Source organism: Chloroflexota bacterium (genome assembly GCA_020161265.1).
In the GTDB taxonomy this organism is placed as follows: Bacteria; Chloroflexota; Chloroflexia; order Chloroflexales; family Herpetosiphonaceae; genus Herpetosiphon.
Genome location: JAIUOC010000009.1, coordinates 356,576 through 382,033 on the forward strand (window position 1 = coordinate 356,576; position 25,458 = coordinate 382,033).

Consider the following 25,458-nt stretch of genomic DNA (forward strand, 5'->3'; position numbering starts at 1 on the left):
GCACAGGAATTAACTCCTGGCTTAGCGGCCAAATTTCACAGCGCTACGAACTGAACCATCTTGCAGGTTTGGCAATGGGCGCACACTTTCAGCCGTTTCGCTGAGTTCACGGATATCGTAGAATGGCCCATCGTTGCTATCGAGCACCCCGATTGAAACCGTCATCAGTGGTTCTTGGCGTTCAGTACCATCGGCATTTTTGGCCAAAATATAGCCACGTTTACGGTCAGGATAGCTATAGTGCAAGCCAATTTCTTGATCAAAGCGTTCGGCGATGCGATCGACAATTGCTTTGGCGCGTTCAGGCATCGACGTAATCAAGAAATCTGGCCCAGTGACCAATTGACCAATAAACTCCTCTTGGCCACCCAACTCACTGACGACTTCGTTGATCAACAATGCGCCAAACTTCAGCACATCCTCGCCGACGACCGAGCCATAGACTTGGGTAAAGGTATCGAAGCCATTGATATGCACGGTTGCTAGCGTCCAAATTTCGGCTGAGAGCAAACGGCGGAGTTCTTCGTTAATCAATTCGGCGGTTGGCAGGCCAGTCACCGGGTGGGTGCGGCTTTTTTCGCGAGCCAAGGCTAAGTTATTGCGCACCCGCATATGGACTTCTTCGATATCGAAGGGCTTGACGATATAGTCATTGGCTTGGACTTCACCGAGGCCAATCCCTTTATCGCTTTTTTCACCACGGGCGGTCAAGAAAATGATTGGAATATGCTTTGTACGGGCATTGGCACGCAGTGCTTTTCCAATATCATACCCGGTCATATCGGGCAAATTCACATCAAGCAAGGCCAAATGCGGCGGCGTGCGTTTCACAAGATCGAGCGCTACCTGCCCGCGCATCGCGGTCATCACTTCATAACCTTGCGAGGTGAAGTAAATTTTGAGCAAGCCAGAGATATCGGCTTGGTCTTCGACGACTAAGATGCGTTCTTTGCTCACAGTATCCTCCATCATCGCACGCCGCGTGCGATGCAGCGTTAATCACGGAATTGTTCTGCTGGGTACTCATCTGCGACGCGATCGTTAACTGGAATACGTTGAACGCGCGGATCGCGGTCGGGATAGAAAACTGGTGGGCGCGTATAAATACCACTCGAAACATTTTTAGGAATAACCGAATGGTCATCGCCATAAATCAAGACCGTGCCTGATTCAATATTACGGGCTGGGTAAATGACAAAGCCTGAGCCAATTTTACAATTATGGCCAATTGCCGAGCCGATGACTGGCAGACCAACTTCTTCCAAGCGCCCGCGATGGAGCGTCTTGATTGGCTTGCCCAGCAGATCGAAATCGGTACAGGTATTGCCAGCCCCGATAAAGGTATTACGGCCAACGACGCATAACTGCAAACAGGTATTTTGCGCCACCATCGAATTTTCCATCAAGACAGTCATGAACAGAGCAGCCCGGAATGGTAAATAACAACGATCGCTGACTACGCTAAGCATCACTTGAGAGCCTTGCATAATCGTCACGTTATTACCGATCAAGCTATTCGTAATCACCACTCCAGCGCCAATATTCACGTTGTTACCGATCTCAGTTGGCCCTTGAATAATCGCCGAAGGATCGATTGAGCAGTTCTTGCCAATCTTGACCACCGGAGATGATGAAAGAAAGTGCTTACGTTCGATGAACGAGCGAAAGCCAATCTTCAACTTCAAACGCCAACTTGCGGCAACTTCTTGCTCGAGCTTCCGACCCCATGCAAACACCCCGAGCGGAGAGTTTGTCATGAAAATATGGACCCAGCTTTCGATTGAACAAAACGCACGAATTGGCACCTGGAATACCAAATCCCCTTGGTTGGGCGCCATATAGCTTGGAATATGGTAGTAGCCCATCTCCATGGCATTGGTATCGATCACCAGCGGTTGTGGATTCGGGACAACGCCGCGAGGGAAATAGTAGAGGTCGGCGATAAAATGGTTGCCATGCTTGCGAATACCCTCTTGTAATCGCAAAGCATGGGCCGTAATCATCGCATCATCAGCAGCAAAAGCCACTTGGCAAGGTTGCCCAGTGGCGCGTGCCTCAGCGATAAACGTCTCAATGAAATCGCGGTTGAAATAGAGATTATCTTTATGCACCAAGAGTTCATCACTACTTGGTGAAATTTCAGACCAATCGTCTACTTCCGCAACACTTTGGCAGTGGCGTGCAAGCAGATCACGGTGTAGCAGCCACAGCGGCTTATTGAGAATCCGCAAATCACGCGCTGGTTCTCCAAAGGGAGCGATAAGCGTAGGATCGCGGAGAACAATCCGTTTCATAACGAGTCCCTGCAGCTCAAGACGTTTCGACCACCGAAACCACCTGGTATCTACCATGTACTATACTCGCATTTGCACGAATATGGGAATCTAGCAGATTACAGTTGGATGTCTGTGAGCGTCCTGCTCGTCGCCAGCGCACAGATTGGCAGACTTACATCGTCCTAATCTATTGGCTCCTTGTCAATGGCAAACGCACAATATGGATCGCCATTGCGTGGACTTGCAACTTGTTCGACCTTGAAGTTATGACCGCCGGTCACCCACGTCAAGGCTTCTTCGATAATCCCTTGCGCCAAATAGAAGATCGGGGTGCTATTGCCGCGTCCCCAGAACACTGGCGATTTATCAATGTAATAGAGGAAACGACCTTTTTGATCTTCCACCCGACTCGGCTGATCGCTGAAGCGGTCAAACGTTTGTGCTACCGCATTCAACACGATCTTCATTTTCATGGTCATGGGCATCAGTTTGAGCGCAAGGTCGGCCATCCCCAATAGTGGGCCAAATTCTTTCAACCCAAGACTGAACGCATACCGTCCGGCCCGCAGTTCCATCCCACGCGCACCCCGTGGACCGAACATTGTTTCGGTGGCTTCGCTGATCGTTGCCAGATCAAAGAACGAAAATTCGCGTTTCAAGTCGTTGGGCGGATAGTTATTGACGAGGTGTTTCATCCCTGCCATATTTAGCAGCGCATTGACCCCCGTGCGGCCCATAACATCTTCCAAACTGAGAAGATACAATCGTGCGATTTTATTGGGGTAGAACAGGCGCTCAAGCTCGTCAGACGTATTGGTGCGCTCTTCTGCCATGAGTAACTCCTTGCACTATGCTGTGAGCTTCGCAGTGGGGCAACACGGCGTGGTTCGGAACGTGGCCCGGCCAGCACGCACATTGTACATTAAGGCTATACCTTCGTCAACACAATGTGCCTTTATAATGCCCCAAATTCACAGTTGCTGTTCACGCTTTGGGCATACCGTCAAGCTAACACGGTTTGAAGGAAGCGGCCAGTCCATGAAGCTTGATTCATAGCGACTACTTCCGGCGTACCAGCCACTACCAGCCGGCCACCAGTGTCCCCACCTTCCGGCCCTAAATCGATCACCCAATCGGCGGTCTTGATCAGGTCGAGATGATGTTCGATCACCACAACGCTGTTTCCTGTATCAACCAATCGTTGCAATATCGCAATTAACCGTTCGACATCCGTCCAATATAATCCGGTGGTTGGTTCATCAAGGATATACAGGGTTCGGCCTGTTCCTCGACGCGCTAGCTCTGCCGCCAGTTTTACCCGTTGCGCTTCGCCTCCCGAAAGAGTCGCCGCTGGCTGCCCTAACGTCAAATAGCTTAACCCGACCTCAACCAAGCTCTCTAGTTTTCGCGCCAAAGCCGGTAGCCGTTCAAAAACGCTTAAGGCTTGGCCTACGGTCATGGCGAGCACATCAGCAATGGTATACCCACGATAGCGAATATCAAGGGTTTCTCGATTATAACGCAACCCGCTGCATGCGTCGCAGGTCACTGCTAAATCTGGTAGAAATTGCATGGCAATCGTTACCACACCTTCGCCGCGACATTGTTCGCACCGCCCTCCCTTAAGATTAAAGGAAAATCGACTGGCTCCATAGCCTCGCGCTTTGGCTTCAGGTGTCCCAGCAAACAATTGACGCAATGCGTCGAAAATACCGGTGTAGGTGGCAGCGTTGGAACGACCTGAGCGCCCCAGTGGCGTTTGATCAACTGCAATTACTTTTTCAAGTTGATCATAGCCTTCAAGGCTGCGATGTCGGCCCACTGGCAGGCGGCTTCCATGCAGTTCGTTGGCCAGCCGTGGGTAGAGAATCTCATGAATAAGTGTCGATTTCCCCGAACCTGATACTCCCGTAATCGCAACCAAACACCCCAATGGAATCGCTACATCCAGATCTTTGAGATTATGCTGTTTGGCTCCACGTAGCATTAGTGTAGCATGGGTTGGCTTTCGCCGTGTTTGAGGCAGGCGTAGCTGCCGTTGCCCAGCCAAATACTGGCCTGTTTGAGAATTGGGTTGCGCCATCAGTTGTTCAAGCGTGCCGCTGGCCATAATATAGCCACCTTGCACGCCTGCCGTCGGCCCAACTTCAACCACCCAATCAGCAGCAGCAATGATCGCTGGATCATGCTCGACTACGAAAACTGAATTGCCAAGGTCGCGTAGTTGCAATAATGTCTGTAATAAACGCTCAGTATCGCGTGGATGCAAGCCAATTGATGGCTCATCCAACACATACAAGACCCCGGATAATCCAGCTCCAATATGCGTGGCCAATTGAATCCGTTGAGCCTCGCCGCCCGATAGGCTCTCAGCAGTTCGCGCTAAACTCAAATAGTCTAGGCCAACTTCGCGCAAGAACTGTAAACGCAAGCCCATTTCACGCACAATCGGCGCTGCAATCTGTTGATCACGCTCGCGCCGCAATTTGTTTGGTAGTTCACTAACCCAAGCAAAACTAGCCTCAATCGACATTGCTGTGACTTGATCAATTGCTAGCCCCTGTAGTGTAACTGCCCGCGCCTCTGGTCGCAAGCGCGAACCTTCACAGGCTGAGCAAACGGTACCTTGACGATAAATGCTGAGGCTTTCGCGCTCTTGTTCGCTTGCTTGTTGCCAATGTTGACGCAACCAACCGATCAAACCTGACCAGTTGGCAAGTTGTTGGCGGAGCTTTTTGCTTAAATGCAGTTGATCGTCGCTTGGAATTGTGCCTTCTAGCCATAAATCTAACGCCCAGCTAGCCATTGTGTCAACAGGCTGTTCGAGATCGTTGCCCAAAGCTTCGGCTAAACCTTGGATGGTTTCTTCCCAATATTGTTGGTAGGTCGTGGTGCTGGCGCGAAGTGGATTCGAAAGCAGTTCGCCAAGGGTTTGCGCTGCCTGAGATTGTAACAGGTTCCGGTCAAAATCATCAACTGTGCCTAATCCATCGCAAATAGGGCAAGCACCATGTGGGCTATTAAATGAAAAGCTGCGTGGTTCGATCGCGCCGCTGGCCAATGGCCCATGTTCAGGGCAAGCAGCATGTTCGCTATAACGCAGCTGTTGGCCATCAAGCGGCTGAACCCAGACCATTCCCGCACCAGTTTTCAAGGCTGTTTCAACCGAATCGCTCACCCGCACCCGATCTGGATGATCATTCAAGCTCACGGCCTCGCTGTGGCGAATAATCAGCCGATCAACCACCACATCTATGCTATGGGTTTGACGATGATCCAAATCAATTGGTTCATCAAGATCAACAATTGCTCCATCCACTCGTACCCGCACAAAGCCAGCCCGTCGCGTTTGCTCAAGCACCGTGGCATGCGAACCAAGTTCTTCGTTGACCAAGGGCGCTAAGATCATCAGGCGTGTGCCATCGGGATAGCCCAAAATCTGATCGACAATTTGGCTAGCAGTTTGTTGTTCAATCGCGCGGCCACAAACCGGACAATGCGGCTTGCCAATTCGCGCATACAACAAGCGCAAATGATCATAAATTTCGGTGATTGTGCCAACGGTCGAGCGCGGCGAACGATTAATCGTTTGTTGGGCGACGGCAATTGCTGGCGCTAAACCACGAATGCTATCCACTTCAGGTCGGGGCAATTGACCCAAAAATTGGCGGGCATAGCTCGAAAGCGATTCAACATAGCGACGCTGGCCTTCAGCATAAATCGTATCAAAGGCAAGTGTCGATTTGCCAGCCCCCGATGGGCCGGTGAATACCACCAATTTGCCTTTGGGAATGGCTAAATCAATATTTTTGAGATTATGCTGGCGTGCGCCAACAATCTGAATCGAATCAATTTCGGCCATAACCGCTTCCTCTAAAAGCGCTGGATTGTGATCAGGCCACCTGAACGCGGCTGATTGGTTGGCAACCACACAGGCCGTAAATCTTGGTTAGGCACAAGTTGCCATTGATAATTAGCCAGCAATTCGCGTAACACCAAACGCATTTCAATTTGAGCCAACGCCAAACCAATGCAAATCCGTGGCCCGCCGCCAAAACCAACCAAACTATAGGCTTGTTTGCCTTCGTTCCAAGGCGCTGCAAACCGATCGGGATTGAACTGAGTAGGATTATGCCACAGACTTGGCATCTGGTGAGTATAGACTGATGAATACATCGCCAGCCAGCCCTGCGGCACATGATAGCCAGCATATTCAAAAGCTTCAACGACCCCGCGAAAACCACCAGGTGCTGGCGGATGCAAACGCTCAGCCTCACGCAATACGTGATCGAGCAAACTATGTTGATTAGTACTTAATTCTTGGCGCAAACGTTGCAACATATCAGGGTGCTGCCCCAATTCGATACAAATCCACGTCAGCAACGAGGCAACAGTATCGTGGCCAGCCCATAGCAACAATAATAACTCGCTGATGAGTTGATCATCAGGGCGATTTGGCTCAGCTTGGAGCATCAAACTTAAGCTATCCAAGGCATCAGCTGCTAGGTTCAAACGGCGGAGTTCGATCAAATAGCTCAAGGTTTGGCGTAGCCGCTCGCCAGCTTTTTTCGCCCGAAAATAAGGTGTTGCTGGAATTGGGTAGGGCAACGGGGTAAACAAACCAGCGGTAAACGCCGCAAAATCATGATGCAAGGCTGCGGCAATTGGGGCTGGCGTGCGGCCACAAACCACCAGTAATGCCACATCAAATGCTAAGGTTTGCAAGCGTTCCAACAAACAAATCGGTTGAGCATCAAGCCATGTTTGCAATTGTTGCCGAATCAGGTGTTGAATTTGTGGTTGCAGTTGCTGAAGGGCGGCATGGGCAAAAGCAGGTTTGAGCAAGCTACGTTGCTGATCGTGCTGATGACCATCAGTCAATGATAAACCACCACCCATGAGCCGCAACATGGCTCTGCCCCAGCCCGCTCGCCACGAAAAATACTGTGAACCTTGGCTCAGCATAAAGCGATTGCCTGCTGGCTCCAATAAAACGACACAAGGCCGACCCAAAAGATGGGTCGACCAAATCGGACCATAACGTTGGGCGCGTGCTTGGGCAAATTGCAATGGGTCAGCGGCCCACTCGCGAATCTCGCCAATCACGGGAGCACCAAACGAACCTGGCGGGCAGCCAGCCTGAGGAGCTAAACGCCGTTTCACCTGCTAGCGCATCAATTTCAAGCCAAAGCGTCCAGCCAAGCCCAACACCACCAAACTCACACCCAGCCACAACCAAGTATTTGAGCTTTGGGGAGCACTGGTTACTGGCAAAGCAACAGGCACAGGTTTGACCACCCCAGTATCAGGCAAGGTCACCGGTGGCACTGGCGTAGCAGTCGCCGGAATTGGCGTGGCAGTTGGCAAGGCAGTTGCGGTTGGTTCAACGGTTGCCGTTGGTAAAGCAGTTGCGGTTGGCTCAAGAGTTGGCTCAGCCGTTGCACCTGGCACTGCTGTTACTGGTGCCCGAGTTGCCGTTGGCAACGGTGTTTCTGTCGGCAGCGGCGTGGGCGTTAACGTTGGGCGGGGTGGTTGAGCCAGGCTACTAGCAGCCGCAGGCTGGAGCAAGACCAAACTAAGCACTCCTAGCAGGGCGGCAGCAAACAAGCCAGAGAAACGACGAAACATAAGCAACCTCTCGACAAAACTGATTCTGCTAAGTTAGGGTTCAGGTGGGTATAAGGCTATTATACCAGTTTGAACGCCCAAATTCTGATTAATATTCGGGTGTTTTGCAAAGAGCCTAGCCTTGGCAAAATCTTGCACTAGGCCTAACCACGACTAGGAATAATCACCACAGCAATTTGCACATCATCCGGGTTAATCGCATGGTCACTATACAATTTACGCGCAGCCTCGCTGGTTGCCGATTGCCAGCAACGTTCTGCCGCCAACACAATTTTGTCGATGCCCTGAATTGCTGAAAAACTGGTAAAGGCTGTAACAGCTTCGGCTGGCGCAGTGCCCGCAAATGCTGGCGAGGCGATCAGATCAACTTTTTCAACCGCCAATTGGGCATAGGCTTGGGCAATTTCGGCTTCTACATCGGGGGTGATTTCGCCATGCGGCGCAGTATGGTACACCTTGGTATTCAGCACAAAACCAGGGGTTGTGCCAGCTAAATCGAGAGCAACTAAACCAACTAAGGCTGGATCAACAGTAGCAGCCTGATCAAGAGCAATCAGAAAATTCACAACACGCCTCCATCAGCGATTAATAACACTTGTCACAAGGTATTATAACAATCGTTGAATGGAGGAGTTAGGGATCAGGGGTCAGTTTTCAGGGTTTAGATCCACAAAGGACACGCAGAGTTTAACCGCGAAGGCCACGAAGAATGCGAAGAAAAGCTTTTAGCCATAGAGTGCCACAGATGGGATTATTCTGCTACCCCATCTACTTCCTGTTTCGCCACCGCATTTCCTGATCCCCGATCCCCAATCCCTGACCCCTACCTCGCTCTGCGCCGCTGCGTTAAATGCTCTCTGTTCTATGCTCTATGCTCTTATTCCCCTCCTCTCCCATCGCTCACTTGGGCTTAGCGTAATTCGCGCTTGAGAATTTTGCCAGTGGCGCTAATTGGCAGTTGCTCTCGGAATTCGACGAGGCGGGGGTATTTGTAGGCGGCGAATTGTTCACGACACCATGCCACCACTTCTTCCTCGGTTGCTTCGGCTCCTGGTTTTTTGACGATAAAGGCCTTGACTTCTTCGCCCAGTTTTTCGTCGGGCACACCCAAGACCGCAACCAACGAAACTGCTGGGTGAGTCATCAGCACTTCTTCAAGCTCACGTGGATAGACGTTGTAGCCACCACGCAAAATCATATCTTTTTTGCGATCAACGATTGCCAGATAACCCTCTTCGTCGATCACCCCGACATCGCCAGTGTGGAGCCAGCCATCTTGCAACGCGGCAGCGGTGGCATCGGGGCGCTTGTAGTAGCCCTTCATCACATTATGGCCACGAATCAGAATCTCACCCTTTTCGCCAGCGGGCACAGGTTTGCCAGCATCATCAACGCAGCAAACTTCAACGCCCCAAACTGGTTGGCCAACCGTCCCAGGCTTTGAGGGCAAATCGATGTGATTGAATGTGGCAATCGGTGAACATTCGGAAAGCCCATAGCCTTCGAGCACCCGCACGCCAAAGGTTTCTTCAAATTGGCGCATCACTTCGACAGGCATTGGTGCACCGCCAGATGAGGTCAGGCGCAAGTTGGCAGCAATCGGTGTGGGATCGATCTTATTGGCAGCGATATATTGCAAGAGTGCCCAGAACATGGTTGGCACGCCCGTCCAAAGGTTGACTTTATCGCGCTCCATGACGGCCAAGACAGCGGCTGGCTCGAAACGGGGCAGCAAGGTCAGGGTTGCGCCAGCAAAAATATTGGCATTCATCTGAGCCGTTTGGCCGGTTGAGTGGAACAATGGCAGGGTAATCAACACCACATTTGAGCCATCGAGGCTGTTATCAAGAATTGGCCAGGCCAAATCGCGAGCAACCATAGCGTTGAAAAACATATTGGCGTGGGTTAACTCAGCGCCTTTGGGTTGGCCAGTTGTGCCCGATGTATAAAAAATTACTGCTGTATCGTCGGCTTTGGTGGCGTGGGTAGTAAAACTTGGGGCTTGATTGTACATCAATTGGCCCAAGGTTTTAACCCCTTCGATTGGCGATGGAGCCGCCGGATTGGTCGTCAGCATAATCATATGCTCACAGTTTGGCGCTTCATCAAAGCCAGCTTTGCCCATTTGACCCAGTGGCAACTCGGCAGTGCCTTCAAAACAGAAGAAGGCCTTGGCATCACAATCGCTCAAGTGATAGGCGATTTCGCGCGGCTTCAACATAATATTCAAACAGATGATCACTGCGCCAACTTTGAGCGCCGCATAATAAACCATGGGGAAATAGGGCAAGTTGGGGCAGGAAAGCGCTACATGATCACCAGGTTTGATACCCAACGCAACCATACCATTGGCAATTTGGTTGGTCATGGCATTGAGTTGGGCGTAACTGAAGCGCATATCGTTGAAAATGAGGGCAGTGCGGTTGGGGCGTTTCCGGGCATGATCTTCGAGCATTGTGGCCAAATTAAGCGTCGTAGCCGTCTGGGGAATCATCAATGAAACCTCCTAAAAAAGCCCAATATAGAAAAAGCTACCACCGCACTGCTCAAACCTTAGCTTGCCAGCGCCGCAGCAATTGTTGATTCAATTTCTCGAATATCAAAGGGTTTGGTGAGATACCGCCAGCAGCCCGCTTGGAGTGCCCGATCACGGTCGTGACTATGGGCACGGGCGCTCACGCCAGCCACCCGCATCTGTTGGCGTTGTGGGTGCTGGGCTAGCTCTTGCAAAAATTCAAAGCCATCCATCTCTGGCATCATCATGTCAAGCAAAATCAGGCTCGGCAGTTTGCTCTGACCCATGATCCAATTGAGTGCTTCACGCCCATTGGTGGTTTCCACAATCTCACAATCGGCGTAATCCTCAAGAATTTCGCGCAAAATATCACGGTTGTATGGATCGTCTTCGACCAGCAAGAAAACTGGTGTGTTCATGGGGTATCCGATTCCTTCAACGGGGCAAACCGTTGGACTTCAGCAACCAGCTTACGCATACTGAGGGTATGTTTGGTCTGAATGGCTTGCGCAGCTTGGCGCAATTGGCGAATTTCTTCATTGGTTAAGTCACGGGCAGTTACGATGATCACAGGAATATTGCGAGTTTCAGGATTTGCTCGCAGTTTTTCGAGTAGCTGAAAGCCGTCAACCACTGGCATCATCAGATCAAGCAAAATCAGTTGGGGATAATTGCCCTGTTGAATCAGATCGAGCGCCGCCGCCCCATCATATGAGGCTTGGGTAACGTAGCCATGCTCTTGCAGGGTAGCACACAGCAGTTCGGCCATATCATAATCATCATCAACGACCAAGATAAACCCTGTTTGGCCTTGCGCCCCAATCAGTTGACGAATAATCCGAATCAGAATTTGGCTATCAATTGGCTTGACGACATATGTGGAGACACCAACCCCTGGTAGCTCATTGTATACCGAAGCATCGCTTGCGATCAAGACGGGAACTTGCGCTAAATGGTCAATTTCGCGCAACGCCGCCAAGGTTTCCCAGCTCTCGCTATTGGGCATGAGCAAATCGAGGGTGATTGCCGCTGGCGAATGTTTGTTGGCCCAAGCCAAGGCACTATGGCGATCGGCGGCTACAATCACTTCAAAACCAGCCGCTTGTAGTTGTTCTTCCAAGTATTGGGCGGTTTGTTGATCGTTTTCAATCACTAAAATCGAGCGCCGCAAGCCTTGATTGAGGCTCACAAATTGGGTTCCTCGGCTAACTGGCAACATAATCGTGAAGCTACTGCCTCGATTTTCACCAGCGCTAGTCGCCCAGGTGCGACCACCATGTAATTCAACTAATTGCTGAACGATCGATAAACCTAAGCCTGTGCCACCAAAACGCCGCGTCGAGCCACCCTCAACTTGATAAAAACGATCCCACAATTTTACGAGCGCTTCGGCTGGCACACCAACCCCACTATCGCTGACCTGAATCAAGACATATTGGCCTGCCAACATCGGCGGCACTTCGGTCGCCAACACTTGATCCAGCCAAGCAACTTGGCCATGCTCATCGATGCTCAAGGCGGTCGAGGTTAGGGTGATTGTGCCTTGCTCAGGCGTGAATTTAATGGCATTGCTCAGCAAATTGGTCACCGCTTGGCCAATCCGCTCAGGATCAATCATCAACAAGGGTAGCTGTTCGCCTAGTTGTAAAATCAAGTGTTGCTGTTTCTCGCGGATCATTGGCTGCAAAATTGCCACTTGCTCTTGCAGCAAGCTATTGATCATGGTGGTTTGGCGTTGCAACTCGATGCGTCCAGCATCAAGCTTGGCAATATCCAGCAGATCGTTGACTAAACTTAGCAAACGCTGGCCGCCAGTACGAATCCCCTCTATTTTGGTGGTATGCCAAGGCGTAAGCACTTCGGTGCGGCGTTTGAGCAACAATTCGCTATAGCCCAAAATGGCGGTGAGCGGCGTGCGCAACTCGTGGCTCATATTGGCAACCAGTTCTTCTTTGAGCCGATCAAGCTCCTTGCGAGCGCTCAAATCTCGCGCCACCAACACAATGCCTTCAATTGAACCATCGGCAGATCGCAGCGGCGAAACGCTAACTTCGTGAATAATTGGCACACCATCGGAGCGCGATAACGAAACTTCAACATCACGCACGGTTGTACCAGCCAAAGCCTGCTGAATCGGATGCTCATCAAAGCCCAGCACATTGCCCTTGGCCGTGCGCCAAACCAAATTAGTTGAAAGAAAATCGAAGTGGCGACCAGCAAAAAACTGCGTGCCCGCCTCGTTGATCCGCGTTTGATGGCCACGGCTATCGTAGGCCACCACAATATCGTCGAGGCTATCGAAGCTCGTTTGCAGCTCGTTGGCCTGTTGTTTGAGCAAATAAAATAATTGAATATTTTCAAGCCAAGCGGCTAAACGATCAGCAACTTGGCGCACAAACAAGGTTTGATCATGGTCAAACAGCCGTTCAGGCGAATCCGAGGCTGCCGAAATCAGGCCAACTGCTTCATCCTGAATTTTAATCGGCACAGCGATATACGAATAGAGCGTGAATGGCGCCAAGTGTTCGCGAACCTCGTTGGTCAAATAGTTGGGGTGACGTTGCTCAACGGGCACATTGAAGAGCTCAACCAAAGGAGCACGCTCGGTAAAGACTGGCGAATACAAACCATTATCGATGCGAAATTGAACAGTTTGCACCATTTGGTCGATGTAGGCTTGGCGGCTGGGCAACGAATGATACGAGGCCACCACATCGAGAAATTCCTCGCGAGGCGGGGGCAAACGCAGCGCAATACTACACCAGGTATTCAGCACATTACCAACAGTTTGCGCCACAAAGCTATAGGCTTCAGCTGGCGTAGGATTATTGACCAAATAATCGCTGATTTCACGCAACACCCGCGACTCGTTGATTCGCACGCCCAAAATACTGTTGATAATTGAAAGTTGATTGGTATTGAAATTCAATTCATGGTTGCTTTGCAGCAGTTGGCTACCTTTATCTTCAATCTCGTGAATTAAGTGCTGTTGAGTACGCCAGAAGCGCACCGTCACAATCATCGAAACCACAATCAACGCACAAAGCAAGCCAATTGAGGCCAGTTTAATCCAATTGTAAGTATCAATTTGGTTGCGATAGGCTTCCGAGCGTTGGCGCAATTCAGTGCGCAAGCTGGTTGTCGTGTTGACCACCGCTTCAATTTGTGGGCGACCCTGCTCAAGCGTCAATTCAGCCAACAGCATTTCTTGGTTGGCCACCGCATCCAGCACTGGTTGATAGGTATTGAGCAACCACTGATCGACCTGCTCAGCAACTTGGGGCAAGCTCGGGTCGGGCGGGTTGACTAAGAGAAATTGCAAACCCTCGGTAACAACTGCCTGTTCTTTTTGAATTTCAGCGTAGAAAATATCTGAGCCTGTGCTGGTATAGCCGCGCAAATTGTTGTGCAACGCCAGCAAGGCAATATTAACGTCGTTTAAACGAACCCGATAGCTCAGCAACGTTTCATCACGATCGCGTAAACGGTTCATGCCAACCGTCAAGAGGGTTGAGGCGATCAGCAACACAACCACCAAGACCGCTTGAATGCCCATTAACCAGATAAAACGTGAGCGTTGTTGATCTGAGCTATACAGGTTAGCTAGCACGAGTTATCGTCCTTTCCACACAGGTGGGCGTTTTTGCAAGAAGGCCTGAAAGCCCTCAAAGCCATCCTCACTATTAAAAATCTCGCGTTGATATTCAGCTTCACGCCGCAGCGCATCGGCAAAACTTTGATCATTTTGGGCGGCCAACATTGCACGTTTACCACGAGTTAACGCCAAAGGAGCCTGTGCTGCAATTGTTGCAGCATAAGCTTGCACCTCGTTGGCAAAATTTGCTTCATCAAAGACTGCATTGGCCATACCCCAAGCCAAAGCTCGTTCAGCCTCTACCATCGCCCCGGTAAACATCAACTCCATCGCCCGCCCAAGGCCAATCAGGCGCGGCAACGAATAAGTTCCACCGCCATCGGGAATTAAGCCAACTTTGATAAATATTTCTGAGAAGCGCCCACGGCTTGAGACCAAGCGTAAATCGCAGGCTAAGGCCAAATCCGAGCCAATGCCAGCCGCTACGCCATCGACGGCAGCAATCACAGGCCACGACGATTGGCGAATTGCTAACAGCGTTGGGCCATACGATTCAGTTAAAACCCGATATACATCATTTGCCGTGCCACCAGATTGGAGCGCCGCCATAATATCGGCCCCCGACGAAAATGCCCCACCAGCGCCAGCAATCACAATACAGCGCGTGCCATCATGCTCGCAAGCCTCAATTTCCGCTCGTAGCGCGTCCATGGTTGGCTGATCAACGGCATTGCGCACCGCTGGGCGATTAATCGTGAGGGTGGTTACATTGTCGGCTTTGCTAATCAGAAGCGTGTCAGTCATTGACGATCTTCCTTTGTGCTAAAGAATTTGGTGTTAAACAGCGAGGAAAGGCAGTGGTTTAGCCTTATCATAGGCCATCTTATGCAGCGCGTCAACGCAAGCAGCAACCCCAAAAAATGCCGATTCCGTTATAATACTCGGTTGGTACTCAGTTTTGGCTGAACCACCCGATTGCTTCTAGCTTGGAGTTGCCATGACACGCGCATTACTGGCATTGGAAGATGGACGCACCTTTTGGGGGCGGGCTGTCGGTGCACGCGGCGAACGTGCAGGTGAAGTTGTATTCAATACCAGCATGACTGGCTACGCTGAAATTTTGACCGATCCTTCATATCGCGGTCAGTTAGTAACCTTAACCGCCTCGCATATTGGCAATTATGGCATTGACGAGGTTGATCTTGAGGCAGCCATGCCTTGGGCCGAAGCCTTGATCGTGCGTTCATTTACCGAGCGACCATCCAACTGGCGTTCTAGTGAATCTCTCAGCGAGCTATTAGCACGGCGCGGTGTTATGGCGGTGGCTGATTTAGATACCCGAGCCTTGACTCGGCATATTCGGGCAGCAGGCGCAATGCGGGCGGTACTCTCAACCGAGGATCTTGATCCAGCTAGTTTGGTAGCCAAAGCTCAAGCCATCCCGGTGATGGAGGGCCGCGATTTGGCTAGCGATGTGGGAACTCAAAGCATCTATGAGTGGAATGAAGGCACACCTGCCGATTTCACGACCTTGCAACTAGCGATTCCTGAGCAATTGCACAACCGCCATATTGTAGTTTACGATTTTGGAGTCAAACGCAATACCCTGCGGCGTTTGGTCGATCTTGGTTGTAAAGTCACGGTTGTACCCAATCGTACTTCAGCCGAAGCGACCTTAGCCTTAAAACCTGATGGTATTTTGATTTCGAATGGCCCAGGCGATCCTGCCACCTTGGAGTATGCGGTCGAAACGATTCGCCAGTTGATCGGCAATGTGCCAGTGTTTGGCATCTGCCTTGGGCATCAATTGATTGGTCAAGCCTTGGGTGGCACAACCTTTAAATTGCCCTTTGGTCATCACGCTGGCAATCATCCAGTGTGCGATACCAGCACTGGCAAAGTGCGGATCACTGCTCAAAATCATGGCTTTGCCCTCGATCCAGCCAGCTTGCCCAGCGATGTGCAGGTGACCGAAGTGAGTGGCAACGACCAAACCTGCGAAGGCTTACAACACAATAGCCTACCAGTTTTCAGCGTGCAATATCACCCTGAGGCTGGGCCTGGCCCTCACGATGGCGATCAACACTTCCGGCGGTTTATCAGCCTCGTTGATCAACAGCGTATCTAAATTTCCAAACCGATTACACCAAAACCTCGATAATCGGCAAAATTATCGAGGTTTTCTATTTAATCCCAATTTAAAACTGAACTTTTTAACGTTACCCTCAGTTTAGTTCAGCAAGCATGCATGAGGGACAGCTTCTAATGAATTCATCTGTTATGACAGAATTTCAGCAATTGCACAGCGAAACACTCGAATCATTGCATAGTCGCTATCATACAATGGTACTCCGAACTGCCTACTTGATACTGGCAGATTGGGGCCATGCTGAAGATGTCGCCCAAGAAGTTTGGATGCGAGTTAATCGGGCGTTGGTGCGCTTTGACCCTGAACGAGGAGCATGGTCAACCTGGTTGCATCACATCACGGTTAATTGCTGTTTAAGCACCCGCAAACGACTAAGCCGCTGGCTAGGCGAACAATTACGGCCTGAGACAGAACAGCCTCAAGCCACGACCCTTGATAATTTGTTGCGCAGCGAGGAGGAGCAAGTTATCTGGAACGCTATTGGTAATTTATCGTTGAAATTGCGCAGCGTCATCGTCTTGCGCTACTTTCACGACCTAAGTTACGAACAAATCGCAGCTATTTTAGAATGCCCAATTGGTACAGTGCGGTCGCGTTTACACACTGCCCATGCACAACTACGCAACCACTTGGAGGATGTATGAACCACGATCTAGCGGCAGTGCTTGATTATCTTGATCAGCGTTTTGGCTCGTCTGATCGGCAAGCTTTTGAAGAACGCTTAGCCCAAGAACCACAATTACGTGAGTTGTTGGAAAAAACCAAATCCATGCAACGCAACTTACGCTCGATCTTCGGTCAGAGCGAGCGTTTAGTTGCGCCAAGCCAGAGCCGGCGACGAGTGGCCAAATTTAGCAGATTCAAATACACAATCAATGCGCTGATGTTGGTTGTGTTGCTTTTAGGTGGGGTCTATTTGAAAAAGCAATTGGATATCGCGCCTCAAATCAGCAACGAGCCAACCTATTTAGCCTTAGCCAACGAGGAAACATCGCTGCCCCAGCAACAAATGCTGTTAGTGAAAGGCATCGATCACGAGCAAAATCACTTTGTCCGCGCCATGCAAGACGATCAAGTGATGTGGCAAGCCAATAATGTCGAAGCATTAATCATGGCTGATAATGGCGATCGGATTGAGTTGAGTAAAACCCAATCACATTATGTCTTAAGTCGTAAAAGCAGCGACGATAACCCTACGTGGCAACAATCTCTACCACTTGAACCAGATTCAAGCATTATGCTGGGGTTATATCAAAGTTCCGATCAGCAAGAGCTTTATCTAACAGCCTATACCGAAAAGCAAGCTAACCAAGCAGCCAATCTGGCCCAACCAGTCTCAATCATTCCACACCAACAAGCAAATTCAAGCATAGCTTCAGATCCAATTCGTCCGTTTGGTGGCACAGTCCCAAACTCGATCTCCGATATTTTGGATGATGCTGCCGCTGGGTTGGGTAGTTCAACCGAAAGCCCAACCAACACACTTGATCCACAGCTTGGCCAAAGTTCTCAGCCGTTAGGGCATCAAACAATCTATGAGCCTCACTATCTGATTATTGATAGCACAAACGGCACAATTAAAAACCCAACTCAGCAATGCGATTGTCGCTATTTGGCGAGTAATCAAACCTTATATCCTTATGATCAAGCATTTCCATTTACCAATTACTTTAATTATGCAATCTCCCAAGAAAACCCCAATCTGCTCAACCTCGTAACTTCCGATCAAAATGTTATAACTTTTGATCTAAAAAACCAAAAAATCCTCAACTCAACCAAACTTACGAGCAATCAACAGCTCAATGATCATTTATATGCTTCACAGCTGCAATTTGGGATGTTTGACCAAAATACGTCGATCAATCCTGACCTCGCTAGGATTACCGATGTTCAATTTAGTGGCAATCAACAAACAATTATCATTCGTGATAGTACCGAGGATAAAACAACGTTTTATGCTTTTGATCGATTTAGTGGCAATCAACTATGGCAACGTTCGATCTTAGATTCAACCGTGAGTTTTACGCCTAATTGGGATGGTTCCGAGGTGTATGCTGTGCATACATCAAAACCAACTGAAACAGGCAGTTTTAGCACACTCTATACCGTGCAAGCAACTAAAACGACATTTATTGATTACCCGCAGCAACAATTTGAGGAAATAATCATGGTTTACGATTTCTAAAGACCCGCTGCTCAACCAAAGCAGCGGGTCTTACATCCAAGCCTAGTTTTTGCTAACAATCGGTGCAGTTAGGCGATAAACATTGGCATTGCTGGGCACAGTGGCGCTGGCATCAACGCCGCTATGCTCAGCTTCGCGATTATCAACCTGATCGATCGCTCGGCTACGGAAATCGTAGCGATGCTCGGGCTGACCAATAAACACAGTCGAACTGCTTGGCGGCAGAGTCGTCCAAACATACCATTGGCCATCAGCCTGATCGCGCACGCTAATTTCGATTTGGCGCACGCCACTATCAGCGTCACTGCTGTTTAGATTCAGGCGCACAGCTCCACTTGGCTCAAGCGTGGCGCTGCTAATGCTTGAGCTAGGCGGGCTACCATCAACTTGCCAACTGAGGCTGCGGGTGGCTTCTAAATTGCCAGCAAGATCGCGGGCGGCATACTCTAAGCTGAAGTTGCCGCCGCTTGGCGTAAGCGTCAAGCTACTGCCTGCATCCTCTTCCCAAGTGCTGCCATTGATCCGCCAACGAATGCCAGCCACGCCCGAACCACCATGATCATCGGCAACAATGGTCATTTGAACATTCGGGGCAAAATAGTTGCCATAGCGGATTGCTCCAGCCCCAACACTCACTGGAATTGGGCTAAAATCGCTGCTACCAGGCGATTGCCAATCGTAGCTCAACACGGCTTGAGCAGTGCGCTCAAAATATTTAAAGCCCAGCCGATGTTCGCCAGCATTCAACCAGCGCTCACCAATAACCTCGCGCTCAGGGTGCAAGCCATGGGCCTCGGCCACCAGCGTACCATCAATCCAAAGCCAAGCACCATCATCGGAATTAATGCGGAAACGGTAGGTTCCGGCAACAGGCGCGACAAAACTACGGGTTTGGCGCACAATAAAGCGATCATCGCGTCCAAAAATCCCGCTATCAGCCAAATCGAGGCGGGTTCCGCTCCAATCAAAGCTGCCTAAAAACGCCCCTTCAGGAATCGAAAGTGGGTTGGCAGTCCGCGCCAGAAAATCATCGGGAATCGCGCCCAACTCGTAAACCAAGGCTTGGGGTTGCCAATCGGTATAAATCGATGATTGAGGTGCATCATTTTCGGGATTGATTGTGATGATCTGGCTGGCTTGGTTTTGGCTGAAATAACGCACATATTCTTGAACCAGCCCTGCTCGCAAGGTTACTTGGCGCGGACTGGTGGTGTGATTACGAAAACGCACATAACCCACCAAATCGCGAGCCTCACCAGGCCCAAGGTCGCCGCCAATGCTCCAACGCCATGGATACCCACCAGTATCACCAGCACAGTCAAGCGTCAGACCATCGCCGCCCAGCACCAGCCGAAAACGTCCCGATTCCTTGGGATAGATCGGATAGGCATCGTTGCCATTGCCAAGGAAACATTCGCCTTCATCGTAGGTATAGCCCGTGGTGCTATCGTTGGGGCTGCCCGCGTCGGGAGCTTGGGTTTCAATCGTCACATTGCCAGTGTTACGTACTCGAAACGTTACTTTGAGCAATTCGCCACCAGCCAAGCTTGTACGATCATAATTAACTGATTCGAGCGCTACATTGACTTGGGTATCTTGTTTGACCCAGCGCACCGTATCGAAAATGACCTTACGATTGGCGCTCAACGGCTCGCTGGTCAAATCGGTTAAATGCACCTCGACTGGCTGGCCCGACAGTGCCAGCGCATTGGTGGTAATTTCAATCCACTCGGTGGTGGTATCTTGGCTCACCACTCGCTCGCCAATTTGCACGCCATTTTGCCAAATTGTGTAGCGAGCACTCTGGGTTGCATTGAGTGCTCCACAATTTTGCGGCACATGGGCAAAGATGCGATAATTGCCAGCGACAATATTGGTATTACGCCAGCGGCCACTATTGCTACTCTCAGCGGGATCATTGGTAGCAAAGGTGTAAAAAATATGGCCGCCGTCACCACACTCAGCCTCATACCATTGGGCCGTCGAGCGAATAAAACTCGATTCCAGATCATCAATCGTCATGTCGCCGTTATCGGGCGTGCTACTCAAACGCGATTGCACTCGCGAACGAATGGTTGGCAACAAGCCATAGAGATTATTCCCTGGACAGGAAGTATAGCCAACTGGATCATTCGCAACATCACGATGGCCGGCAATATTGGGCGTAATTGCTCCAGCATTGCCGCAATAGCGCGAAATATCGCAGCCATAGTAATACGAGCGGCCCAACGGATCGATCCCACGTTGCTCGGCTTTCCATGCCAATAATTCAACCAAGCTATTTTGGGCGGTACTGGTTGGCGGCACGCTAGCATAGGTTCCTACCATCGAAACGCCCATCGAGCCATAATTACCAGTATCGTGAAAGGCCACGGCGTTATCGCCGCCAGCCCGACCCTCGAAAATCGTTCCATCGGGCGCAATCAAATAGTTATAGCCAATATCGCCCCAACCCCGCGTAAAGGTATGAAACGACCAAATCGCCCGAATCCGATCGCCCCACCAGCCTTCGCTCCCGCCCAAACTATTGGCATCGGCGGTATGGTGCACCACCAAATGAGTCACCGGATAGTAGGCTGGCGGCACGCGGCTGCCTTGACCATCGGGGCTACCCCAGCCAGTCCGGCTAACCACGGGCGGTTTGGTCACATCGGTCGCTCGTTCTGCACTGGTTTCAGGCGCAGCAGGGGTTAATGCACCAACATCAACGGTATTGACTTGCAATTCGCGCAAAGTTGGCAAACTCCCATCGGGCGCAGGCCCGAATTCAATTTTAGCTTGCCACCAGCTTGCCACGCCAGCAAAAATCGGCGAACCCCAATGCAAATCGGCGGCATCACGCTCATCCAAAAAATCGTGTGATTCTTCAACTAAGCCCCAGCGCGACCAAGTATTGCCATCGCTAGAAACCCGCAGCGAAATTTGCAAGGTTGCCGAAAGCGGTACATCGGCTTGCCATGCTGCCAGCAGATCACTAAATTGATTGACCTGTTGGGGCACAGTGATCAACATCCCGCCAGCAGGTTCAGGTCGAATTCCATCTGGTGTGATGCGAGTACGCTGCCCATTGCCACGGCCCAAGGCGTTGGTATCCAAAACGGTTGTCACTGGCTCGAATGAAGCCGAACGGCGTTCGCCAGTTTGGGCTGAAGCTGCAACCACAAACAATGCCGCAATAATGGCCGCAGGCCAAGCCAGCCAACGCAATGGCTGACGAATGGTACGGACTAATGCAATCCACCAAAATGCTACTTGGTTCATCGCAACCCCCAAAACTAGGTTAAATCGTAGCTGTTGCTACGAACTGTAGCATGAGCCTTGCAGTAAAAGCAGCCTTTTAAATGACAATCGGATGACAAGGGGGATGATATAGAGCATAGAGCATAGAGCATAGAACATCCAAGGGATGAGGATTCAGGGGTCAGGAAATTCGGTGGCAAAACAGGAAGTAGATGAGGGTAGCAGAATAATCCCAGCTATTTGTGTCAATCTGTGGTCAAAAGCTTAACTTCATGTACCTTCGTGCTCTTCGTGGATCAAAGAAGAGGATCAGGCCATACAGCCCGATCCCCAATAACCGATCCCCGATCCCCAGCCTCAACTATTGCTGAATTTCGGCCTCGCGTTGCAACGCTTCTTCGCGAGCCATAAACTCGTTGATTGTACGTTCGAGTTTTTTGGCTGAGAAGGGCTTAGCAATCATTGGTGTGCCAATTTGACGCATCGCGGTAATCGTGGCTGGACTCATCGTATCGCCAGTGATAAAGATAAAATGTTTAGCAAGTTCAGGGGCTTTTTGTTGCAAAGCCCGATAGAGCTGGAAGCCATTCATGCCTGGCATTTTAACATCGCTCAGAATCAAATCGAATGGCGCTTGCTCAACCGCTTGCAAAGCAGCCTCACCACTAGCGACCACCACTGGCTGATGACCCAAATCGCGCACCAAGCGCTGAATCACCTGGGCCACGCCTTCCTCATCGTCAACCACCAAAATTTTATAGGCTTGGTCGGGCTTAATCGTGGTTTCACGATCATCGTCGTTGATCAACTCAGGATTATCGCCCTGAACCACTGGCAAGGCCAAATGGAAGGTCGTACCTTCGTTGGCCACGCTATCAACCCAAATATTGCCACCATGATCATGCAGAATGTTGTAGCAGATCGATAAACCCAGCCCTGTACCCTTACCAACAGGCTTAGTGGTAAAAAATGGATCGAAGATCCGCCCGACGAGATGCTGAGGAATGCCTGGTCCAGTATCGCCGATGTTGATCCGAATTTCATCATCAACCCGCTCGGTTTTGACGGTCAAGAAACCGCCGCCACCTTTTTCGGCCATAGCTTGGTGCGCATTGCCAATCAAGTTCAGAAAAACCTGTTGTAGTTGATACGGATCAGCGACGGTAGTTGGCAGCTCTGGCTCGAATTGGCGTTGAACTTTGATGTTATCGACGCGCAAGTGATAGCTATGCAGGCTCAGCGTGTCGTCGATAACTTTATTGACATCGACTAACACCCGCTGCGGCTGATGCTCACGGGCAAAGGTCAGCAGGTTGGTCACAATTCGCGCTGCTCGTTCAGCTTGATTATTGATGTAATTCAGGTCGGTACGGGCATCATCATCTAAATCTTTGCGGCGCAGCAATAGCTCGGCAAAGCCTTTGATGCTGGTCATCGGATTGTTCAACTCGTGCGCAACCCCAGCCACCAATTGGCCAATCGCTGAGAGTTTTTCGGCCTGCAATAGTTGCAATTCCAAGCGGCGGCGGTCGGTCACATCCCGCGCAATACAGTGCAGACCAATCACCTGATCGCCACGCTGCATCAATTGGGCGCTAACTTCAATATGCAAATCTTCGCCATTGGCGCGACGCAAGGTCAATGGAAACGCGCCGCCATCACCAGCAGCCTTGGCTAGTTGGCGTTGCAATTGATGCTCGATTGCTGCTTGATCGTCGGGCACACACAGCGAAATCAGGGTGCGCTGCATCATTTCAGCCACGGTCATGCCCAGCAATTTGACCCCTTGACGATTGATCGAGGCAATTCGTAGTTGTGGATCAAGCGTGAAGATCATATCGTTGGCGTTATCGAACAATTCGCGATAGCGTTGCTCAGAATCGCGGGTCGATTTAAACAAACGCGAATTTTCAATCGCAATCGCCGCATAATCGGCAATCGCCGAGAGCAAATATTGGTCGTTTTCGCTAAAGGTGCGTTGCTGTACCCGATTATCAACCGCCAACACACCAATTGCATGGCGACCAACAATCAAGGGCACTTGCAACATTGCCTGCACCAAAAGGCCAGTGCGCAGTTTTAAATCTTGGTGTTGCGAGCGATCAAGTCGAATTGGCTTGACAGTGCGAATAACTTGACCCGCCACATTGTCATCCATCTTGACCCGAAAACGCTGCACCCGCTCCTCGCCCAGATTTTTGGCCGCCCGCAAATATAGCTCATCACCATCGCGCAGCAACAAATAGCCTTCTTCGGCGTGGGTCAGATACACCCCAGCATCGACGATCCGTTCGAGCAATTCTTCGAGATCGAGCAGTGAGGTCACCGATTTACCAACGCTGGAAAGAATCGTCAACTCCTGCAAGCGTTGCTGCAAGGTGCGGGTAAGCACCTCTTTTTCGCGCTGCAAACGGCGTTCGCGCAAGGCACGTTCAATCGCTGCGCCCGCTTCAGAAGCATCAAAAGGCTTGATCAAATAATTTTTGGCACCAAGTCGAAAGGCCTCGACAGCGGTTTGCTCGGTACCATGGGCGGTCATCAAAATCACCGGAATATCGTAGCCAAGTTCGCCCATTTGGCGAAGCACATCAAGCCCCGATGTATCGGGGAGTTGGAGATCAAGCAAAATTAGGTCGGGCTGGCGTTGTTTCAAAAAAGCCAGACCTTCCCAGCCTGTGGGTACGACGCGCGAACGATAGCCATAGTATGGCAGCACCGTCTCAGCCAAAAAATCGGCTATCTGACGGCTATCGTCGATGATGAGGATTTCTTCCATGGGACATCCTTCGCGTGTTGTTGCGTGTTGTATGGGCAGATTGTTGGACTCATAGCTATTCTAACGAGTCGCATCGCTCTACGCAATAGGTTTAACCGCAATCTAAGCCTTAAAATGATTATTTTCGGTTTGGCACAAAGCCAAAATCGCCAACGAGGCTAGCTAGTGCGCCTTCTGCGTCGATTTTACCTGTTTTAATCCCGTGGTCAATCTGCACCACCCGTTCGTGGAGCATACGCAGCTCGGTTGGGCTGAAGTTACGGGCTTGTTCAGCTGCTTTGCGAGCCACAAACGGTTTTTGACCCAAAAGTTTGGCTAATTCATCGGGTGCAACACGTCCAGCACTCTGCGCCGCCAACATCAAACGTGCTTGGCGAGCAATCATGGTCAAAATGTACAACGGCGCAGCATCATCGGCTAATAAGCCATTTAAGCCTTGTACCGCTGCCGCACCCCGCCGAGTACTTAATGCATCGATAAAATTAAATAAGTTGGTTTCTGTCTCATCAGCTACTAGCAAATCGACCTCGCGAATGCTGATTGTGCCATTTTCGCCAACATAGGCGGCTAATTTAGCAATTTCATTATGCAGCATCCAGCCATCGCTGCCCACATAATTGGCCAAATGTTGGGCGGCATCAGGGCGTAATTGCACGCCGTTGGATTGGGCTTCTTGCTGCATCCAAGCGATGAGCGCATTACCTTCACGCAAATTAAATTCGCGCTGTTCGGCTTGTTTAGTTTTGACCAGAGCCTGAATATCTTTGACCACACTCAAACGACTATCGGGGGCATCACTTTCGTTGAGCACAAGGTCGGTGGTCGAGGGCAAGCGCTGCACCAAGCTTTTGAGGCCATCACGCATTTCAGCCGATTTGGCATGCTTCAACAGATCATGCACAATCACCAAGCGGCGATCATGAAAAACGGGATACGCTTCGCAAGCAGTGCGCACTTCGTTGAGTTTGATCGATTTGCCGTGGAGCACCACCACATTAAAGGCAGCGGCATCAGGTGGAAAGGCCGCCTTAAGCGCGTTGATCGTGGCTTGGCGGGTATAATCGTCGGGGCCAAAAAAGAGATACAACATAAAA

The 25,458-nt window shown here is 50.6% G+C and carries 17 protein-coding genes; 3 read left to right on the forward strand and 14 right to left on the reverse strand.

The annotated features are described in order from the left end of the window. Positions 1-21: 21 nt before the first annotated feature. From LCH85_20955 to LCH85_21005, 11 genes are all read right to left on the reverse strand, one after another. Positions 22-957 carry a response regulator gene (locus tag LCH85_20955; protein ID MCA0354470.1) on the reverse strand — a complete coding sequence of 312 codons (936 nt, stop codon included), beginning with the start codon at positions 955-957 and terminating at the stop codon, positions 22-24. 38 nt (positions 958-995) lie between these two features. Continuing rightward, the gene (locus LCH85_20960; GenBank protein MCA0354471.1) at positions 996-2,294 is read right to left on the reverse strand and encodes a multidrug transporter; all 1,299 of its coding nucleotides are present in this window, start codon (positions 2,292-2,294) and stop codon (positions 996-998) included. A 164-nt stretch (positions 2,295-2,458) separates the two neighbouring features. Then, positions 2,459-3,109: a 4-vinyl reductase gene (locus tag LCH85_20965; GenBank protein ID MCA0354472.1), complete on the reverse strand. Its 651-nt coding sequence runs from the start codon at positions 3,107-3,109 to the stop codon at positions 2,459-2,461. Positions 3,110-3,279: 170 nt separating this feature from the next. Beyond that, a complete protein-coding gene (gene uvrA, locus LCH85_20970; GenBank protein ID MCA0354473.1) occupies positions 3,280-6,138 on the reverse strand; it encodes an excinuclease ABC subunit UvrA in 2,859 nt (952 codons plus the stop codon). 11 nt (positions 6,139-6,149) lie between these two features. Further along, the gene (locus LCH85_20975; protein ID MCA0354474.1) at positions 6,150-7,439 is read right to left on the reverse strand and encodes a cytochrome P450; all 1,290 of its coding nucleotides are present in this window, start codon (positions 7,437-7,439) and stop codon (positions 6,150-6,152) included. 3 nt (positions 7,440-7,442) lie between these two features. After that, positions 7,443-7,904, reverse strand: coding sequence for a hypothetical protein (locus LCH85_20980; protein MCA0354475.1), 462 nt, complete (start codon positions 7,902-7,904; stop codon positions 7,443-7,445). Between the two features lie 143 nt (positions 7,905-8,047). Continuing rightward, positions 8,048-8,470 carry a hypothetical protein gene (locus tag LCH85_20985; protein ID MCA0354476.1) on the reverse strand — a complete coding sequence of 141 codons (423 nt, stop codon included), beginning with the start codon at positions 8,468-8,470 and terminating at the stop codon, positions 8,048-8,050. Between the two features lie 344 nt (positions 8,471-8,814). Then, positions 8,815-10,398 (reverse strand): long-chain fatty acid--CoA ligase, encoded by a 1,584-nt coding sequence (locus LCH85_20990; GenBank protein MCA0354477.1) that lies wholly within the window; start codon positions 10,396-10,398, stop codon positions 8,815-8,817. A 59-nt stretch (positions 10,399-10,457) separates the two neighbouring features. Then, on the reverse strand, positions 10,458-10,838 hold the full coding sequence (locus LCH85_20995; GenBank protein ID MCA0354478.1) for a response regulator: 381 nt from the start codon (positions 10,836-10,838) through the stop codon (positions 10,458-10,460). After that, on the reverse strand, positions 10,835-14,029 hold the full coding sequence (locus LCH85_21000) for a response regulator (protein MCA0354479.1): 3,195 nt from the start codon (positions 14,027-14,029) through the stop codon (positions 10,835-10,837). The genes LCH85_20995 and LCH85_21000 overlap by 4 nt, the downstream gene beginning before the upstream one ends. 3 nt (positions 14,030-14,032) lie before the next feature. Then, positions 14,033-14,818, reverse strand: coding sequence for an enoyl-CoA hydratase/isomerase family protein (locus LCH85_21005; protein ID MCA0354480.1), 786 nt, complete (start codon positions 14,816-14,818; stop codon positions 14,033-14,035). A 193-nt stretch (positions 14,819-15,011) separates the two neighbouring features. Here LCH85_21005 and carA point away from each other — a divergent pair, with 193 nt between their 5' ends. From carA to LCH85_21020, 3 genes are all read left to right on the forward strand, one after another. After that, positions 15,012-16,142 (forward strand): glutamine-hydrolyzing carbamoyl-phosphate synthase small subunit, encoded by a 1,131-nt coding sequence (carA, locus tag LCH85_21010; GenBank protein ID MCA0354481.1) that lies wholly within the window; start codon positions 15,012-15,014, stop codon positions 16,140-16,142. A 152-nt stretch (positions 16,143-16,294) separates the two neighbouring features. Continuing rightward, positions 16,295-16,807, forward strand: coding sequence for a sigma-70 family RNA polymerase sigma factor (locus LCH85_21015; GenBank protein ID MCA0354482.1), 513 nt, complete (start codon positions 16,295-16,297; stop codon positions 16,805-16,807). Then, positions 16,804-18,348, forward strand: coding sequence for a hypothetical protein (locus LCH85_21020; GenBank protein MCA0354483.1), 1,545 nt, complete (start codon positions 16,804-16,806; stop codon positions 18,346-18,348). The genes LCH85_21015 and LCH85_21020 overlap by 4 nt, the downstream gene beginning before the upstream one ends. 42 nt (positions 18,349-18,390) lie before the next feature. On the opposite strand, the gene LCH85_21025 is transcribed toward LCH85_21020, so the two are convergent. From LCH85_21025 to holA, 3 genes are all read right to left on the reverse strand, one after another. Next, positions 18,391-21,609: an N-acetylmuramoyl-L-alanine amidase gene (locus LCH85_21025; GenBank protein ID MCA0354484.1), complete on the reverse strand. Its 3,219-nt coding sequence runs from the start codon at positions 21,607-21,609 to the stop codon at positions 18,391-18,393. A 340-nt stretch (positions 21,610-21,949) separates the two neighbouring features. Then, positions 21,950-24,364, reverse strand: coding sequence for a response regulator (locus LCH85_21030; protein MCA0354485.1), 2,415 nt, complete (start codon positions 24,362-24,364; stop codon positions 21,950-21,952). A gap of 118 nt (positions 24,365-24,482) precedes the next feature. Next, positions 24,483-25,454 carry a DNA polymerase III subunit delta gene (gene holA, locus LCH85_21035; GenBank protein ID MCA0354486.1) on the reverse strand — a complete coding sequence of 324 codons (972 nt, stop codon included), beginning with the start codon at positions 25,452-25,454 and terminating at the stop codon, positions 24,483-24,485. Positions 25,455-25,458: the final 4 nt, after the last annotated feature.

Bases quoted from the DNA above. Each gene is read 5' to 3' on its own strand.
- LCH85_21030 (MCA0354485.1), bottom strand. From the start codon at position 24,364: ATGGAAGAAATCCTCATCATCGACGATAGCCGTCAGATAGCCGATTTT.
- LCH85_20990 (MCA0354477.1), bottom strand. From the start codon at position 10,398: ATGATTCCCCAGACGGCTACGACGCTTAATTTGGCCACAATGCTCGAA.
- LCH85_21025 (MCA0354484.1), bottom strand. From the start codon at position 21,609: ATGAACCAAGTAGCATTTTGGTGGATTGCATTAGTCCGTACCATTCGT.
- holA (MCA0354486.1), bottom strand. From the start codon at position 25,454: ATGTTGTATCTCTTTTTTGGCCCCGACGATTATACCCGCCAAGCCACG.
- LCH85_20965 (MCA0354472.1), bottom strand. From the start codon at position 3,109: ATGGCAGAAGAGCGCACCAATACGTCTGACGAGCTTGAGCGCCTGTTC.
- LCH85_21020 (MCA0354483.1), top strand. From the start codon at position 16,804: ATGAACCACGATCTAGCGGCAGTGCTTGATTATCTTGATCAGCGTTTT.
- LCH85_21005 (MCA0354480.1), bottom strand. From the start codon at position 14,818: ATGACTGACACGCTTCTGATTAGCAAAGCCGACAATGTAACCACCCTC.
- LCH85_20980 (MCA0354475.1), bottom strand. From the start codon at position 7,904: ATGTTTCGTCGTTTCTCTGGCTTGTTTGCTGCCGCCCTGCTAGGAGTG.
- LCH85_20995 (MCA0354478.1), bottom strand. From the start codon at position 10,838: ATGAACACACCAGTTTTCTTGCTGGTCGAAGACGATCCATACAACCGT.
- LCH85_21015 (MCA0354482.1), top strand. From the start codon at position 16,295: ATGACAGAATTTCAGCAATTGCACAGCGAAACACTCGAATCATTGCAT.
- uvrA (MCA0354473.1), bottom strand. From the start codon at position 6,138: ATGGCCGAAATTGATTCGATTCAGATTGTTGGCGCACGCCAGCATAAT.
- carA (MCA0354481.1), top strand. From the start codon at position 15,012: ATGACACGCGCATTACTGGCATTGGAAGATGGACGCACCTTTTGGGGG.
- LCH85_20960 (MCA0354471.1), bottom strand. From the start codon at position 2,294: ATGAAACGGATTGTTCTCCGCGATCCTACGCTTATCGCTCCCTTTGGA.